Annotated in this window: 15 protein-coding genes; 9 read left to right on the plus strand and 6 right to left on the minus strand. The window is 67.7% G+C overall.

The genetic code is table 11. From position 1 onward, the window contains the following. Positions 1-11 precede the first annotated feature (11 nt). Positions 12-1,301: an MFS transporter gene (locus PSS76_RS02425; protein WP_005517052.1), complete on the plus strand. Its 1,290-nt coding sequence runs from the start codon at positions 12-14 to the stop codon at positions 1,299-1,301. Between the two features lie 66 nt (positions 1,302-1,367). Next, on the plus strand, positions 1,368-1,856 hold the full coding sequence (locus PSS76_RS02430; protein WP_013417471.1) for a nuclear transport factor 2 family protein: 489 nt from the start codon (positions 1,368-1,370) through the stop codon (positions 1,854-1,856). A gap of 89 nt (positions 1,857-1,945) precedes the next feature. Here the strand turns inward: PSS76_RS02430 and PSS76_RS02435 are convergent, their stop codons facing one another. The 4 genes from PSS76_RS02435 to PSS76_RS02450 form a co-directional block, all read right to left on the minus strand. Then, a complete protein-coding gene (locus tag PSS76_RS02435; RefSeq protein WP_084847742.1) occupies positions 1,946-2,707 on the minus strand; it encodes an alpha/beta fold hydrolase in 762 nt (253 codons plus the stop codon). A 129-nt stretch (positions 2,708-2,836) separates the two neighbouring features. After that, positions 2,837-4,186, minus strand: coding sequence for an MFS transporter (locus tag PSS76_RS02440; protein WP_005517058.1), 1,350 nt, complete (start codon positions 4,184-4,186; stop codon positions 2,837-2,839). 41 nt (positions 4,187-4,227) lie between these two features. Further along, positions 4,228-6,534, minus strand: a complete 2,307-nt coding sequence (locus tag PSS76_RS02445; RefSeq protein ID WP_064059376.1) for a cytochrome P450/oxidoreductase — start codon at positions 6,532-6,534, stop codon at positions 4,228-4,230. A gap of 381 nt (positions 6,535-6,915) precedes the next feature. Then, positions 6,916-7,599 carry an IclR family transcriptional regulator gene (locus PSS76_RS02450; RefSeq protein ID WP_037085916.1) on the minus strand — a complete coding sequence of 228 codons (684 nt, stop codon included), beginning with the start codon at positions 7,597-7,599 and terminating at the stop codon, positions 6,916-6,918. Positions 7,600-7,858: 259 nt separating this feature from the next. On the opposite strand from PSS76_RS02450, the gene PSS76_RS02455 reads away from it, so the two are divergent. From PSS76_RS02455 to PSS76_RS02480, 6 genes are all read left to right on the plus strand, one after another. Then, positions 7,859-8,434: a MarR family winged helix-turn-helix transcriptional regulator gene (locus tag PSS76_RS02455; RefSeq protein ID WP_337455817.1), complete on the plus strand. Its 576-nt coding sequence runs from the start codon at positions 7,859-7,861 to the stop codon at positions 8,432-8,434. A 352-nt stretch (positions 8,435-8,786) separates the two neighbouring features. Then, positions 8,787-9,986: a homogentisate 1,2-dioxygenase gene (locus PSS76_RS02460; protein ID WP_005517062.1), complete on the plus strand. Its 1,200-nt coding sequence runs from the start codon at positions 8,787-8,789 to the stop codon at positions 9,984-9,986. Next, complete coding sequence (locus tag PSS76_RS02465; protein ID WP_013417465.1) at positions 9,983-10,894, plus strand: hypothetical protein; 912 nt, start codon at positions 9,983-9,985, stop codon at positions 10,892-10,894. The genes PSS76_RS02460 and PSS76_RS02465 overlap by 4 nt, the downstream gene beginning before the upstream one ends. Next, positions 10,891-12,075 carry a fumarylacetoacetase gene (gene fahA / locus PSS76_RS02470; protein WP_069855456.1) on the plus strand — a complete coding sequence of 395 codons (1,185 nt, stop codon included), beginning with the start codon at positions 10,891-10,893 and terminating at the stop codon, positions 12,073-12,075. The genes PSS76_RS02465 and fahA overlap by 4 nt, the downstream gene beginning before the upstream one ends. Continuing rightward, a complete protein-coding gene (locus tag PSS76_RS02475; protein ID WP_221285764.1) occupies positions 12,072-12,818 on the plus strand; it encodes a CoA transferase subunit A in 747 nt (248 codons plus the stop codon). Before fahA ends, PSS76_RS02475 begins: the two co-directional genes overlap by 4 nt. Then, the gene (locus tag PSS76_RS02480; protein ID WP_084957083.1) at positions 12,815-13,465 is read left to right on the plus strand and encodes a CoA transferase subunit B; all 651 of its coding nucleotides are present in this window, start codon (positions 12,815-12,817) and stop codon (positions 13,463-13,465) included. The genes PSS76_RS02475 and PSS76_RS02480 overlap by 4 nt, the downstream gene beginning before the upstream one ends. A gap of 36 nt (positions 13,466-13,501) precedes the next feature. On the opposite strand, the gene PSS76_RS02485 is transcribed toward PSS76_RS02480, so the two are convergent. Continuing rightward, positions 13,502-14,116, minus strand: coding sequence for a TetR/AcrR family transcriptional regulator (locus tag PSS76_RS02485; RefSeq protein WP_226347548.1), 615 nt, complete (start codon positions 14,114-14,116; stop codon positions 13,502-13,504). A gap of 125 nt (positions 14,117-14,241) precedes the next feature. Continuing rightward, positions 14,242-14,853, minus strand: a complete 612-nt coding sequence (locus PSS76_RS02490; RefSeq protein ID WP_081122269.1) for a TetR/AcrR family transcriptional regulator — start codon at positions 14,851-14,853, stop codon at positions 14,242-14,244. 109 nt (positions 14,854-14,962) lie between these two features. Here PSS76_RS02490 and PSS76_RS02495 point away from each other — a divergent pair, with 109 nt between their 5' ends. Then, a complete protein-coding gene (locus PSS76_RS02495; protein WP_005517080.1) occupies positions 14,963-15,712 on the plus strand; it encodes an enoyl-CoA hydratase-related protein in 750 nt (249 codons plus the stop codon). The last annotated feature ends 132 nt before the right edge of the window (positions 15,713-15,844 follow it).

The raw sequence follows: 15,844 nt of genomic DNA on the forward strand, positions 1-15,844 counted from the left end.
GACCGGATCCCGTGCAGACAGAGACCCAGCCGAAGCAGTCCACCGTCAAGGTGGTGCGTGCGGCCATCGTCGGCACCGTCGTCGAGTACTACGACTTCGGTATCTACGGCTACATGGCGACCATCATCGCGTCGCTGTTCTTCGTCTCGGAGAACGACACCGCCGCACTGCTCGGCACGTTCGCGACGTTCGCGGTCGCGTTCTTCCTGCGTGTGCCCGGTGGCATCTTCTTCGGCCACATCGGCGACAAGTACGGCCGCAAGAACGCCCTGTCCTGGACGATTCTGCTGATGGTCGTCGCGACGGCGGCGATGGGAATGATGCCCACCTACGTCACGCTCGGTGTGTGGGCGACGGCGATCCTGGTGCTGGCCCGTTGCCTGCAGGGCTTCGCTGCCGGTGGCGAGCTGGGTGGCGCCAACGCCTTCGTGTCGGAGTCCGCTCCGGCCAGGTGGCGCGCGTTCCAGACCTCGATGGTCAACTCCGGCACCTACATCGGTTCGCTGGTGGCATCGCTGACCGCGCTGGCGCTCACCTCCGTGTTCACGCACGACCAGATCATGTCGTGGGCGTGGCGTATCCCGTTCCTGCTGTCGGTCGTCATCGGCGTCGTCGGTATCTGGATCCGGAACCACATGGAGGACACCCCGCAGTTCAAGGAGCTCGAGGACAAGGGCGAGACCGCGAAGGTGCCGGTCAAGGAACTGCTCAGCAGCTCCGGTCCGGCGCTGGTGAAGATCATCTTCCTGGGTGCGCTCATCACCGGCGGCTACTACATCGCCTCGGTGTACGCGGCGACGTACCTGCAGAAGGCCGGCGGCCAGTCGTCGACCGTCGCCTTCCTGTCCACGTCGCTCGCGCTGGTTCTCGGTGTCATCACGCTGCCGATCGCCGGCTACCTGGCGGACAAGTACGGCCGCAAACCCGTCCTGTTCACCGGCACGGTTGCCGCCGTGGTCCTGGGCGTCCCGATGTTCATGCTCATGGCGGGTGGCAGCATCTGGCAGGCGATCGTCGGCCAGTCCGTCCTGTTCATCGCGGTGTCGGTGGTCAACGGTGCGTCCTACGTGACGTACGTCGAGATGCTCAAGGCGTCGGTCCGCTACAGCGGCCTGGCCCTGGGTAACAACATCACCAACATGGCTCTCGGTGGCACGGCCCCGTTCATCGCGACGTGGTTGATCGACATCACCGGGAACAACCTCGCGCCGGCGTTCTACTTCGTGTTCTGTGCGCTGCTCACGCTCGGCGCGATCTTCTTCGTCAAGGAGACCAAGGGCATCGAGCTCCGCGTCGACTAGTTCGTCCCCGTCGGGCCCTGCCGGTGGCGACACCGGCAGGGCCCGTTCGTCACGAGAGGAGAGCGCGTGTCGCTCATCGACAAGCAGGAGATCACCGAGGTCCTCTACCGCTACGCGCGGGCGGTGGACCGCAAGGACTTCGATCGCGTCGCCGACTGCTACTTCCCCGACGCGATCGACAACCACGGCGGCTACATCGGCACCGTGGCGGGGCTCATCGAGGACATGAAGAGCCGGCACGCCACCATCGACTCGTCGCTGCACTACGTCACCAACGTGCTCATCGATCTCGACGGCGACACGGCGGACGTCGAGTCGTACTGCCTGTGCTACCTGCGGCAGGCGCCCGCCGTCGCGGGTGGCCCGCAGTCCCGGGCCACCGTCAAGTGCCGCTACGTCGACCGGTTCGAGCGGCGCGACGGGCAGTGGCGCATCGCGGACCGCATCGTCGTGTTCGACGAGTCCGTGACCGACGAGATCGTCGACGCCCTGTCCCCCTCCTGGGTTCGATCCCGTCGTTCCTTCGAGGACCCGGTCTTCACCGGGAAGCCCTGACCGGCAACACGTCCGGATCCACGAAGACGGCAGCGCCGGTACCCCATCCGCGGGGTACCGGCGCTGCCGTGGTGTCAGCTCGGATCAGCTCACTTCAGCTCGGAGAGCACGGCCTCCATGCTGGTGATCAGTGCGACCGGAGCCTCGAACATCGCGTAGTGGCCGGCGTTCGCGAGAACGTCGAGTTCGCACTGCGGCAGCTGCGCCATCCACGTCGCCTTCATCGTCTCGGCGCCCAACGCGGGATCGTGCTCGCCGACGATCGCCTTGACCGGGATCGACGTCTGCGGCAGCGCATCGACGAAATCGGCCCCGCCCCACGCGCGCAGGTACGCACCGAACGCCGGGCGCGTCGTGTGCTCGACGGAGAACTCGGTCATCTGGTTCAGCCACGTGGCCGACTGCCGGTTACCGGTCGTGAAGTCGAGGATCGCGTAGCGGTTGCCGTCCTCGTTCTCGGCACCCGTGAACAACGCCTCGCTGTCGGCGTCGAACGGGACGCCCGACGCGGGCACCGGACTGATGCCGACGACCGCGGTGACACGCTCCGGGGCGTCCGCCAGCACGCGCAGCGCCGCGGCGCCACCCATCGAATGTCCGACCAGGGCGAAGCGGTCCCAGTCCAGCTCGTCGGCGAGGGCGAGGGTGTCCGCCGAGATCTCCTCGAGCGTGTACTCGCCGGCCTCGTCCTTGCGGGCGCCGTAGCCGCGGTAGTCGATGAGCGCGTACGTGTAGGTGTCGGCGTCGACGAGCTCGGGGAGCATGCCCCAGCCCTCGGACGTGCCGAACCAGCCGTGCAGCGCGATCACCTTTACCGGGCCGTGCCCGACGAGCTTGTGAGCGATGGTCATTCGAAGTCTCCTGTCTGTAACTGCCGCCGTCGAGTATGCCGAACGATATGGGCCCCGGCCCGATCCCACGCGGGGAATCGGACCGGGGCCCATATCGTCAGGCCGGATCAGCCGACCCGGCGGTCCCGATCACGCGACCTCGTCGAGGTCCACGCCCTTGGTCTCCCGGCTCAGCAACAGCGCCACCACGGTGATCGCCATCGTCACCACCAGGTATCCGATGACGGTGCCGACACCGAAGTTCTCGATCAGCCACACCGCGATGAACGGCGCCGGGGCACCCGCGATGATCGACGAGCCCTGGAACACCAGCGACGAACCGGCGTACCGGTAGCGGGTCGGGAACAGCTCGGTGATCCATGCCGCCTCCGGACCGGCCAGCATGCCGTGGAAGAACGCGCCCACGCACACGCCGAGCCACAGCATCGGCAGGCTCTCGAGCTGGACCAGCCAGAAGAACACCGGCGCCCACACCACGAGGATGATCGCGGGCACCAGCATCGCCTTCTTGCGGCCGATGCGGTCCGACCAAGCGCCGCCGCCGATCATGCCGACGAACTGGAACAGCGACGCGAACGTCACAGCCAGGATGATGTCACCGCGGTGGAAGTCGAAGTACGTCGTGGCGTACGCGATGACGAAGACCGTGTACACGTAGAACGCGATGTTCTCGCCGAGGCGCATGCCCAGGCCGATCAGAACGGCGCGAGGGCGGCTCAGTGCCTCGAGAATCGACGAACGTTCCTGCGTCGCAGGCGCCTTCGCGGCCTGCTCCTGTGCGGCCTTGAAGACCGGGGACTCCTCGACGCCGCGGCGCACCCAGAAGCCGACGATCAGCAGCGGGATCGCGAACAGGAAGGCCACACGCCAGCCCCACTGGTCGAACGCGTCGTCGGTGAGGAAGAAGCCGAGGACCGAGACGATGACGGTCGCCAGCACCGTGCCCATCGGGGCGCCGGCCTGCGGCCACGACGCCCAGAAGCCACGCTTCTTCGGCTCGCCGTACTCGCTGACCAGCAGCACCGCGGCACCGAACTCGCCGCCGAGCGCGAAGCCCTGGATCATGCGCAGCACCACCAGCGCGACCGTCGCCCAGATGCCGATCTGGTCGTACGTCGGCAGCAGGCCGATCGCGGCCGTCGCGGTACCCAGCAGGATGAAGGTGGTGACCAGCATCGGCTTTCGGCCGAACTTGTCGCCGAGATGGCCGAACACGATGCCGCCCAGCGGGCGGGCGATGAAGCCGAGGCCCTGGGTGGCGAGCGCCAGCAGCAACTTCGCGACGCCGTCGTCACCGGGAAAGAACAGCGGGCCGAGGACGGTCGCGGCGAGGATGCCGTAGATCGCGAAGTCGTACCACTCGAGCACGGCACCGGCCATACTGCCGGTCAGGACGCGCTTGAAGCTGGACTTCGGGGGCTGATCGGTGGTGGCCGAACCCGGCGGCACGGCGGCCCCGGTGACGGACGGAGATCCCATGACGGATCCTTTCGGGTGCTGGAGAGATTCTGGGGAGGGGATCAGAGGGCGAGACTGATCTTCTTGCCGCACGCGCGCGAGCAGCACGTCATCATCGACTTGTTCTGTGCCCGTTCGGTCTTGGTGAGCACCATGTCGCGGTGGTCCACCTCACCGTCGAGGACCGGGGCTTCGCACGATCCGCACAGCCCCTCCTCGCAGTCGCTCTGGATGTCGATGTTCGACGCGCGCAGGGCGTCGAGCACCGTCTGATCGGCAGCGACCTGGATGGTCAGGCCGGAGTCGCGCAACTCCACCTCGAACGCGTGCTCGTTGGCCGGGTCGAGCGTGGCCAGGTTCGACGTGAAGTGCTCGACGTGCAGTGAGTCCTCGGGCCAGTGCGCGGTGGCCTCCTCGAGGGCGGTGAGCAAGCGTTCCGGTCCGCACGAGTAGATCTGGGTGCCGTCGACGGGGGTTGCGAGGAGGGCCGGGATGTCGAGGCGGTTGCCGGCGGCGCTCGAGTGGATCTCGACCTTGTCGCCGTGATCGGCCGTCAGCCGGTCGAGCAACGCCATGGTCGCGACGTCACGCCCGCAGTAGTGGATCTCGTAGTCCTTGCCGGTGGCCTTGGCGTGGTCGGCCATCGCGATCACCGGAGTGATGCCGATGCCCCCGGCCACGAAGACGTAGCGCTGCGCGTCGGGGTCGAGCTTGAAGTGGTTGCGAGGGCCGCGCATCTTCAGTGTGTGCCCGGCCTGCAGGGTGCGGTGCACGTAGCGCGATCCGCCGCGGCTCTCGGGCTCCTCGAGCACCGCGATCTCGTAGTGCGACAGATCGTTCGGGTCGCTGCACAGCGAGTACTGCCGGGACAGGTCACCCAGTTCGACGTCGATGTGCGAGCCCGGCGTCCACTTGGGCAGCGGCTTGCCCGACGGATCGGACAGTGTCACGCGCACGACGCCGTCGGCGACCGGGGTGACGGCGTCGACCGTGACGGTCCGCGAGATGTTGGTCTTCGACGGCTCACCGATCTTCACGGGCTGCCGCGCGTCGAGGATCGACGGGTCGGCGCGCTCCGGATTCTTTGCCGGGTCCCACTGCACCAGAACGTGATCCGGTCCGCGGAACGACGTGTTCGGCAGGTAGGTGAACTCCTGGTCGGGGACCAGCTCCATGTGCGGGATGCGCTTGGTGAACTCCTCGAGGAAGATCTGCATCTCCATGCGGGCGAGGTTCTTGCCCATGCACTGGTGGCTGCCGTAACCGAACGTCAGATGGTCGCTGGAGTTCTCGCGGCGGATGTCGAAATCGTCGGCATTGTCGAAGTGTCGCTCGTCGTGGTTGGCCGACGAGGTGACGATCAGCAGCTTCGATCCCTTCGGGATGTCGATGCCGCCGATGGTGGTGTCGTCGGTGACCAGTCGGCGCCACGCGGCCACCGAACCGGAATGGCGCAGGCACTCCTCGACCGCGTTCGGGATCAGGCTCGGGTCGGCGCAGATCTCCTCCCACACGCTGCGGTTCTCGAGCAGTAGACGGAAGGCGTTGGCCGAGGCGTTGGCCGTGGTCTCGTGCGCCGCAACGATTCCCGCCATCATCATCGAGTGCAGGTACGAGTCGGTGACGACGTCCGGCTGCTCCTGCTGGACGCGGATGCCGAACGGCATCCAGCCGTGGCCGGACGGATCCTTGCGCATCTTCTCGAGCACCGTGCCGGCGTACTGCCAGAACTTGCCCACGGCCTCGGCGACCGCGACCTGCTCCTCGACCGCGGGGCGGCCCCACGTGTTGACGGTGTGCGCAATCGAGTAGCTGCGCAGCTCGTCCATGTCCTCCTCCGGCACGCCGAGGAAGTGCAGGGCGACGGTGAGCGGTACCTCCCACAGCATCTCGTCGACCAGGTCGGCGCGGCCGGTGTCGATGAACCGGTCCACGTACTCACGGGTGAGGCGGCGGACCATCGGCTCGTGGTGGACCAGTTCCTTGGGTGTGAACGGGTCCATCAGCGCTCGGCGGCGCGGCATGTGCGCGGGCTCGTCCTCGTTCACCATGGTGCGCGCCATTGCGTAGTCGTACTTGGCGAGCGTCGCCGTCGCCTCTTCCGAGACCGGGGTGATCTTCTCGAGTGCGATCGACGGCGAGAACAGGATGTTGTCGCGGAAGACGGATTTGACGTCCTCGTACCGGGTGACCACCCAGTAGCCGAGCTCGGGGCTGTAGAAGACCGGCTCCTCGTCGCGCGACCAGCGCAGCGAGGCCGCGGGATCCACCTGGTACGGACCGGTGAAGGGATCGAAGGCAGCGGCATTCGCGGAAACCGGGCATCCCATGTTCTGGAGGGCCTTGTGATCGATCGGGCACGCGCTCATGACTTGAATCTCCGTTGCTCTGAAACTCGCTCGAACTGCGAAGTTACTAATAACGCACAACCTGTAGCGGTGAGCGAACTTCGCACAGAGTAAGTGCGGTCACATTCGAGGTCAAGTGCGGCTTCAGTAACGACGTAAGTGGTCTGTTACTTCGGGTCGATGCTCCCCGGAATCCGCCCCCCGCCACAGGGTTTCGTCCCCCCTCGCGTTTTGCGCACTTATCGCTAGTCGCGGCCCCGTCTCCCTCGCGTTTTGCGCACTTGTTGCGGGGTGAGGGGCCGGTTTCGGCGCGCTAAGTGCGCAAAACGCGAGAGGCGGCACTCGCGAGGTGCGGGTGCTGCCGGGTGTGGAGGTGGGTGGGGCGTCGTCGGACGCGTCGCGTCAGACGGTGATGAGCCGCTCGATCTGGCGGGCGGTGCGCTGGACCGCGCCGGCGGCCCGCTCGGTGTCGAGGCCGTCGATCGCCACGACGCCGACACTGCGCTCGAGTCCGGTGGTGGCGCCGACGCCGTCCGGCAGGCGGATCCCCGTCGCGATGCCGACCGCGCCGTGCTCGAGCTGTCCGCGAGTGAGGCTGAAGCCGTCGGCCCGCGCTTGGCAGACCTCGTCGGAGTCGGTCGGCTTCTCCGGGCGCATCGCCAGGATCGCGATCCCGGCGGCGCCGCGGTCGAGTGGATGACTGCTGCCGACTCGGTACGCGACGCGCAGGAGCGTCCCCTCCGGTTCGGCGACCAGGATGACGACGCAGTTCTCGCCCTGGGCTGCGGAGACGAAGGCCGTCGCGCGGGTCTCGTTGGCGAGCAGATGCAGGATCGGCTGGACGTCACCGGCGAACTGCGGTTCGAACCGGGACGCGAGGACGGCGGCACTCACGCCCAGCCGGATTCGGCCGTCGGCGGTGCGTGCGACCAGTCCGTGCGCCTCGAGCGTGGCGACGATCCGGTAACAGATGGCGCGGTGCACATCGAGTTCGCGAGCGAGGTCGGCGACCGAGATGCCGGCGGCGGACTGTGCGACGACGTCGAGTGCACGCAGCCCGCGATCGAGGGTCTGCAGTGTGCTCATGTTCATCCTGTTCGGGGGGTCGTCGCGCCCCGGTCGTGGGCGCCGCTTTCGCTGGTCTCGGTCCTTTGTACAGACTTTAAGCCGCGTATGGGTAACCCATTGGCGCACAGGGCCGAACGTAGGGTCGAAGGTCCCTTGCGCCGTCAGCTCAGCGGCAAACCGCAGCTCCCGAAATGGTTAACAGATATACTATTTAGGTGGATGCTGTACGACTTTTCGTCCTTCGCGGGGCGCTGGGCTGCCGCGATAGGGTGGCCGGATGAACGGCGACGAGGGGCGCAGCGCGCAGGCGGCGGAAGGTTCGGCGACGCCGGCCCCCGGGTCGCTCGACTTCTGGTCCTTCATCGACCTTGCCAATACGCGTCTGAGCACGGAGTTCGGGTCCACCCATCAACTGGCCACGCAGGTTTTACTGACCCTCAACCGAGCGGCGAACGTCGTCACGTACGACCTGGAATCGTCGGTACATCGCCCGCGCGGGCTGTCGTGGTCGGCGTTCCGGTTGCTGTTCGTCACGTGGCTGGCCGGGCCCATCGAACCCAAGAGCGCCGCCAAGCTCACCGGCATGAGCCGTGCCGCGGTGTCGAATCTGGCGAAGACGCTGGTCGCGAGCGGTCTGATCGAGCGATCGCCGGACGCGCGCGACGGCCGGTCGGTGCAGCTGTCGCTCACCGAGCAGGGGCGCACCGAGATGGCGGCGACCTACCGCGAACACAACGAGCGCGAGTACGCCTGGGTGAGCGTGCTCACCGAGGCTGAGCAGCACATTCTCGTCATGCTGCTCGACAAGCTGATCACCAACCGCAGCCAGTTCGACGTCCGCGGCCGCAACTGACGCGTCCCCCAACCCCCTTCTTGCTCCCGCGTTTTGCGCACTTGATGCTGTCCGGGCGCGTCCCCGCGCGGCGCTAAGTGCGCAAAACGCGGGGTGGGAGGGCGCGAGGGCGCGCTAAGTGCGCAAAACGCGAGGGGCGGGGCGGCGGGATAGCGGGGTGCCGGCGGAGGGGGAGGTGGGCGTCGGGGGACGAGACCGCTCGTGTGGTTGCGCTCACGCCCGGAAACTAGTTAATCTGTTTACTAACCTCGGACGGGGACCGGCGGCCGTGTTCATCGCAGCCGCGCTGCTGTCCCGCCGACGGTGACGACCACAGCCCGAGATCGGGCGCGAGTACCTCAGGAGGCCGGTCATGGCGTTCTACCGACAGCTCGGCAACATTCCGCCGAAGCGTCACACCCAGCACCGGGACGAGGAAGGCCGGCTCTACTTCGAGGAGCTGATGGGCGAGGAGGGCTTCTCCTCCGACTCGTCGCTGCTCTACCACCGCCACATCCCGTCGGCCATCGTCGACGCGACCGTGTGGGAGCTGCGCGACCAGACCACCACCCCCAATCACCCGCTCAAGCCGCGGCACCTGAAGCTGCACGACCTCTTCCCCGAGGAGATCTGGGCGGAGACGGATGTCGTGACCGGCCGCCGGCTGATCCTGGGCAACGCCGACGTGCGCCTGTCGTACGTGGTGTCCGCCAAGGAGTCGCCGCTGTACCGCAACTCGCTCGGCGACGAGATGGTGTACGTCGAGTCCGGCGAGGCGATCGTCGAGACCGTGTTCGGCGCCCTGCACGCCCGCCCGGGCGACTACGTCCTGATCCCGATGTCGACCACCCACCGCTGGGTGCCCCAGGGATCGGAACCGCTGCGCGCGTACGCAATCGAGGCGAACAGTCACATCGTTCCGCCCAAGCGCTACCTGTCGAAGTTCGGCCAGTTCCTCGAGCACGCGCCGTTCTGCGAGCGCGACCTGCACGGCCCCACCGAGCCGTTGATCGCCGAGGGCACGGACGTCGAGGTCCTCGTCAAGCATCGTGCCGGGGGAGCGATCGTCGGCACCCGCATGGTGTACCCCAACCACCCGTTCGACGTCGTCGGCTGGGACGGTTGCCTGTACCCGTACACCTTCAACATCTCCGACTACGAGCCCATCACCGGACGCGTGCACCAGCCGCCGCCGGCGCACCAGGCGTTCGAGGGCAACAACTTCGTCATCTGCAACTTCGTGCCCCGCAAGGTCGACTACCACCCGCTGTCGATCCCGGTGCCGTACTACCACTCGAACGTGGACTCCGACGAGATCATGTTCTACTGCGGAGGCGACTACGAGGCCCGCAAGGGTTCGGGCATCGGCCAGGGTTCGATCTCGATCCATCCCGGCGGCCACGCCCACGGCCCGCAGCCCGGCGCGTACGAGCGCAGCATCGGCGTCGAGTTCTTCGACGAGCTGGCGGTCATGGTCGACACCTTCCGCCCGCTCGAACTCGGTGAAGGTGCGCTGGCGTGCGAGGACCAGGCCTACGCGTGGTCCTGGTCCGGACGGGGGCCGAACAAGTGACTATTTCTCCTTTGCTGGCCGGGCTGTGCGACGACGCCGCGCTGTTCCCCCCGGGGAACGCGCCGATGGACGCCGCAGTGCCCGCGCACCTCGCGCACGAGCGCAGTGACCACGCTGCGCTGGTGGGGCCGTTCGTGTTCCCGGCGCCCCGTCTGGGTGAGCTGCCCGCCATCGTCGCGCAGCAGGACGGCGAGCTCGAGCTGAGCCTGACCGTGCCCGCCGGCACCGACGCCGTTCCGGCGGCGCTCGAGCAGTTGCGGTCGATGGACGGCGTGAAGCTGGTCGCGATGGAGATCGGCGTCCCCGACGGGCAGGCGCCGGACGCGCTCCTCACCGCTCTCGGTGAGATCGCCGCGGCCGCGCCGGGTGTGGAGATCTTCGTCGAGGTTCCGCGTGACGACCGTCGCCCCGCGATCCTGGCCGGACTGGTCGGCACGCCGTACTCCGCGAAGTTCCGCACCGGCGGCGTCGTCGCGACGGCGTACCCCGACGAGGCCGAACTGGCCGCCGCGATCCACACCGTCGCGACGTCGGGTGTGCGGTTCAAGGCGACCGCAGGCCTGCACCACGCTGTCCGGAACACGGACCCGGACACGGGCTTCGAGCAGCACGGCTTTCTCAACCTCATGCTCGCCACGCATCGGGCAACCGATGGCGCGACTGTCGAGGAGATCGCCGCGACGCTCGCCGACCGTGACGGAACTGCTCTCGCCGGCGCGCTGGCGGGACTGTCGGCCGAGGCCGTGGACGCGCTGCGCGCGAACTTCCGGTCCTTCGGCACCTGCAGCATCAGCGATCCGCTGACCGAACTGGTCGGCCTCGGACTGGTGCCCCGATCATCCACCGAGCCCTCCGCGCCTACGGGCTCGGTGGATTCCACCTCGACCGAGGAAGGACCCCTCGCATGACCGTCATCTCGATCCCCGCCGACTCCCTGTTCGGCGTCGACAACCTGCCCTACGGCGTGTTCTCGACCGCCGACGCGGGCCCGCGGGTGGGTGTGCGTGTCGGCGACAGCGTCGTCGACCTCGCAAAGGCGCTGGGCGACGACACGTTCGCCCAGTCGACGCTCAACGCATTCATGGCCCAGGGCCGTGCGCGTTGGGTCGAGGTCCGTACGCAGATCACCGAACTGGTGACCGGTGAGATCGCCGACGACGCGGTGTTCTCGGTCGACGACGTCACCATGCACCTGCCGATCGCGGTCGCGGACTACGTCGACTTCTACGCCTCGGAGAACCACGCGACCAACCTGGGCCGCCTGTTCCGCCCGGATTCGGCTGCGCTGATGCCGAACTGGAAGCACCTGCCGGTCGGCTACCACGGCCGGTCGAGCACCGTCGTCGTGTCGGGCACCGACATCGTGCGCCCGTGTGGTCAGCGCAAGGCGCCGGCCGACGCGGTCCCGTCGTTCGGCCCGTCGATTCGTCTCGACATCGAGGCCGAGATGGGCTTCATCGTCGGTGTCGGTTCGCCGATGGGTTCCTCGATCACTCCGGACGAGTTCGCCGAGCACTGCTTCGGTGCCGTGATCCTCAACGACTGGTCGGCCCGCGACATCCAGGCGTGGGAGTACGTCCCGCTGGGCCCGAACCTGGGCAAGAGCTTCGCGACGTCCATCTCCCCGTGGGTCGTCCCGCTGCTGGCGCTCGAGGCTGCCCGCATCGACACCCCCGTGCAGGACCCGACTCCGCTGCCGTACCTGCAGGGCGACGAGAAGTGGGGCCTGGACATCGATCTCGCGGTGGAGTGGAACGGCGACGTCGTCTCCCGCCCGCCCTACGCACAGATGTACTGGTCGCCTGCACAGATGCTGGCGCACACCACCGTCAACGGCGCGGCGGCGAGCACCGGTGATCTGTTCGGATCCGGCACCATCTCGGGCCCGGACAAGGATCAACGAGGCGCCTTCATCGAACTGACTTGGGGTGGAGCCGAACCCGTCGAGGTCGCCGGTGAGCAGCGCACGTTCATCCAGGACGGCGACGAGATCGCGATCTCGGCAACCGCCCCGGGAGCGAACGGTGGCCGCATCGGCTTCGGCGAGGTCCGCGCCCGCATCCTGCCCGCGACCGGTGATGTGCGATGAGCAAGGTTTACGCGACCGCGGCCGAGGCCGTCGCGGACATCGCCGACGGGTCCTCGCTCGCGGTCGGTGGATTCGGGCTGTGCGGCATCCCGAGCGCCCTGATCGGCGGGCTCGCCGAGCGCGGCGTGACCGGACTCGAGGTGTTCTCCAACAACTGCGGTGTCGACGACTGGGGTCTGGGAATCCTGCTGTCGGCCGGTCAGATTCGGCGTGTCACGGCGTCGTACGTGGGTGAGAACAAGGAGTTCGCGCGGCAGTACCTCTCGGGGGAGCTCGAGGTGGAACTGACCCCGCAGGGCACTCTCGCCGAGCGGATGCGTGCCGGTGGCGCCGGGATCCCCGCGTTCTACACGCCGGCCGGCGTCGGCACCCCGGTGTCCGAGGGCGGTCTGCCGTGGCGTTACGCCGCCGACGGCTCGGTCGCGGTCGCGTCGCCTGCCAAGGAGACCCGTGAGTTCGGCGGGAAGACGTACGTGCTCGAGGAGTCGATCGTCGCGGACTTCGCACTCGTCCATGCCGAGATCGGTGACACCGAGGGCAATCTCGTGTTCAACAAGACCGCGATGAACTTCAACCCGCTGGCCGCGATGGCCGGCCGGGTCACCATCGCTCAGGTCGAGAAGCTGGTCGAGCCGGGCGAACTCGACCCCGCGCAGATCCACCTTCCGGGCGTGTTCGTCCAGCGTGTGGTGCATGCGGGTCAGCAGGACAAGCGAATCGAGAAGCGGACGGTGTCGGCATGAGCTGGTCACGTGAGCAGATGGCCGCGCGCGCCGCGGCCGAGATGATCGACGGTGAGTACGTCAATCTGGGGATCGGGCTGCCGACCCTGATCCCGAACTACCTGCCCGAGGGTGTCAAGGTGGTTCTGCACTCCGAGAACGGCATCCTGGGCACCGGCCCCTACCCGAAGGACGATGCGGTCGATCCCGACCTCATCAACGCGGGCAAGGAGACAGTAACCGTGAACCCGGGTGCGGCGTTCTTCGATTCGGCATTGTCGTTCGGCATGATTCGCGGTGGACACATCGACACCGCGGTCCTCGGTGGCATGCAGGTCTCCCGGAACGGGGATCTCGCCAACTGGATGGTGCCGGGCAAGATGGTCAAGGGTATGGGCGGCGCCATGGATCTGGTGCACGGTGCCCGGCGCGTCATCGTGGTCATGGAACACACCGACCGCGATGGCGGCGCCAAGATCGTCGAGCAGTGCTCGCTCCCGCTCACCGGCCGGGCCGTGGTGCAGCGCATCATCACGAACCTCGCCGTGATCGACGTTCGGGACGGCGAATTGGTGCTGCGTGAACTCGCGCCCGACGTCACCGTCGAAGAGGTGCAGGAGAAGACCGGCGCCGCGCTGGTCGTGGACCTGGCGCAGGACGCCGTCTAGCACCCCCGATCGCCCGTCCGGTCCGGACCTCCCCCCCTACGGATCGGACGGGCTTCCCACTCGACGGGGCGCGATCGCCTCGGCGATGAACCCGGCCGCGCGGCCGAAGTCCCGTTCCATCTCGACGATGGTGTTCTCGCGCCAGAGCCGGATCGTGGTGATGTAGACCGCGGTGAGCATCTGCGACAGGAAGTCGAGCGGGTAGTCCCGGCGCACTTCACCGCAGCCGACGCCGGCCTCGAGAATCCGCCCGAACGCGACGAGGAAACGGTGGGTGCGGGCGGCGCTCTTCTCGGGCGTCGCGAGATCGCGATCCAACTCGCGGGTGGTGGCCCGGAAGTAGTTCTCGAGCGTGACGGCGGCCTCGACGACGTCGTTGAACAGCGAGCCGATCCGCTCGGCCGTCGTGAGGTCGCGCGCTAGCAGGTCGTCGACGATCCCGGGCAGCTTGTCCATGTGGACCTGATGCAGTGCGGCGAGGACCGCGTCCTTGTTGTCGAAGTAGTTGAAGAAGGTTCCCCGGGAGACGCGGGCCGTCGACGCGATGTCGTCGATCGTCGTGCGGTCGAATCCGTTCGCGCTGAACTGTTCCCGCGCGGCTTGCAGAAGCCGCTCGAACGTCTGCTGCCGCCGCTGTTCCCGCCGCGTCACGATTTCCCGGCTTTCCCCCATCTCGCCGCCTCCGTGTCCCTAGCTCGAAGCCTGGATACCTTCCGGTCAGTCGGAATCTACCTGCCGGACGACCATCTCGGACAAACTTCGCCAATTCGGTCAAATCAGGCGCGCGTGGCCAGGGACTCCGCCACGTAGGATCCCGCCATGCGGAAGCCTTCGGCGAGGTCGTACGCCGGATCCTGGCGCCAGTAGCGGATGGTCGACACGTAGACGGCTGCGACCATCCGGGCGAGGAACTGCGGTGGATAGTCCGTGCGCACCTCGCCGGACTCGATTCCGGGCGTGAGTAGCCGCAGGATCTCCTGGTCGAATCGGTCCGTACGCTCCGCGCTGATCTGGGGCGATGCGAGATCGCGCTCCAGTTCGCCGGTCACCGCCTGCAGGTATCCGGGCACGTTCCCGGTCGCCTGCACGAAGTCGTCGAACAGGCCGACGATCCTGTCCCCGGTCGTCAGGTTCTGCTCGAGGAGGCGGTCGACCACTCGTGCGAGCGAGTCCATGTGGGTGGTGTGCAGGGCTGCGAGCAGGCCGTCCTTGCTGGGGAAGTAGTTGAAGAAGGTGGCCCGGGAGACGTCCGCCAGGTCGGCGATGTCCTCCACGGTCGTACCGGCGACCCCGCGTGCGGCGAACAGTGTGCGCGCGGCGGTCAGCAGTGCGTCCCGCGTCCGGCGCTTGTTGCGCTCGCGCCGACCGAGTGCGCTCGAATCGGTCATTCGATACAACCTCCTCCGGGGCGGATCCCCAAATCTCCTGCCGAAACTTAGACTAGCGTCTATCTTTGGCCTCCAAGTCCAGTTTCAGTGAGCAATCGGAGGCGGTTCCATGACGGTGCGGTACGAGCGGGACGGTCGAGTTCTCGTGATCCGGATCGAGCGGGAGGAGCGGCGCAACGCGATCGACCGGGCGACCGCGGAGGGGCTCGAGGAGGCGTTCGACCTGCTGGACGACGACGACGCCCTGTGGGTCGGCGTCGTGACCGGTACGGAGCGAATCTTCTCCGCAGGCACGGACATTCGGGAACGTGCCGATCTTCGGATGCCACGTGGCGGCGAGTACGGGATCATCCGCCGCAAGCGGGTCAAACCGTTGATCGCCGCGGTGGAGGGCTACGCGCTCGGCGGGGGGTTCGAGATCGCGCTCGCGTGCGACCTCATCGTGGCCTCCCGCTCCGCCGAGTTCGGTCTGCCCGAGGCGCGACGCGGCCTCGTCGCGGCGTCGGGGGCGCTGTTCCGCGCGCCCCGGGCGCTGCCGGTCAACGTCGCGCGGGAACTGCTCGTCACTGGCCGGACGCTTTCGGCCGAGCGGGCATTCGCCCTCGGGGTGGTCAACGAGGTGGCCGAACCGGGGCAGGCGCTCGCCGGCGCGCTCGGGATGGCCGGCGAGATCTGCGAAGCGTCTCCCGTCGCGGTGCGAGAAACCCTGCGGGCGCTCGACGCGCAGGTTTCGGACGCCGACGTGCGTGGCTGGGAGGTCACCGCGGACGCGCTGGGCACGGTCCTGGCATCGGAGGACTTCCGGGCGGGCATCGAGGCGTTCGCCCAGCGGCGCACGCCGCAGTGGCAGGGCCGCTAGTTCCCGAACGTCCGCAACGGCGCCGGTGGGCAGCCGATCTCGCACTATTGACGCGTGTCAATTTTGCTCCTACGGTGTGAGGCACCTCACGCATCCGCCCGGTGGGTGGCCCCCGAGTGGGCCCCCGCCCCG

The sequence above is a fragment of the Prescottella sp. D32 genome (assembly GCF_037287305.1).
GTDB classification, from domain to species: Bacteria; Actinomycetota; Actinomycetes; order Mycobacteriales; family Mycobacteriaceae; genus Prescottella; species Prescottella equi.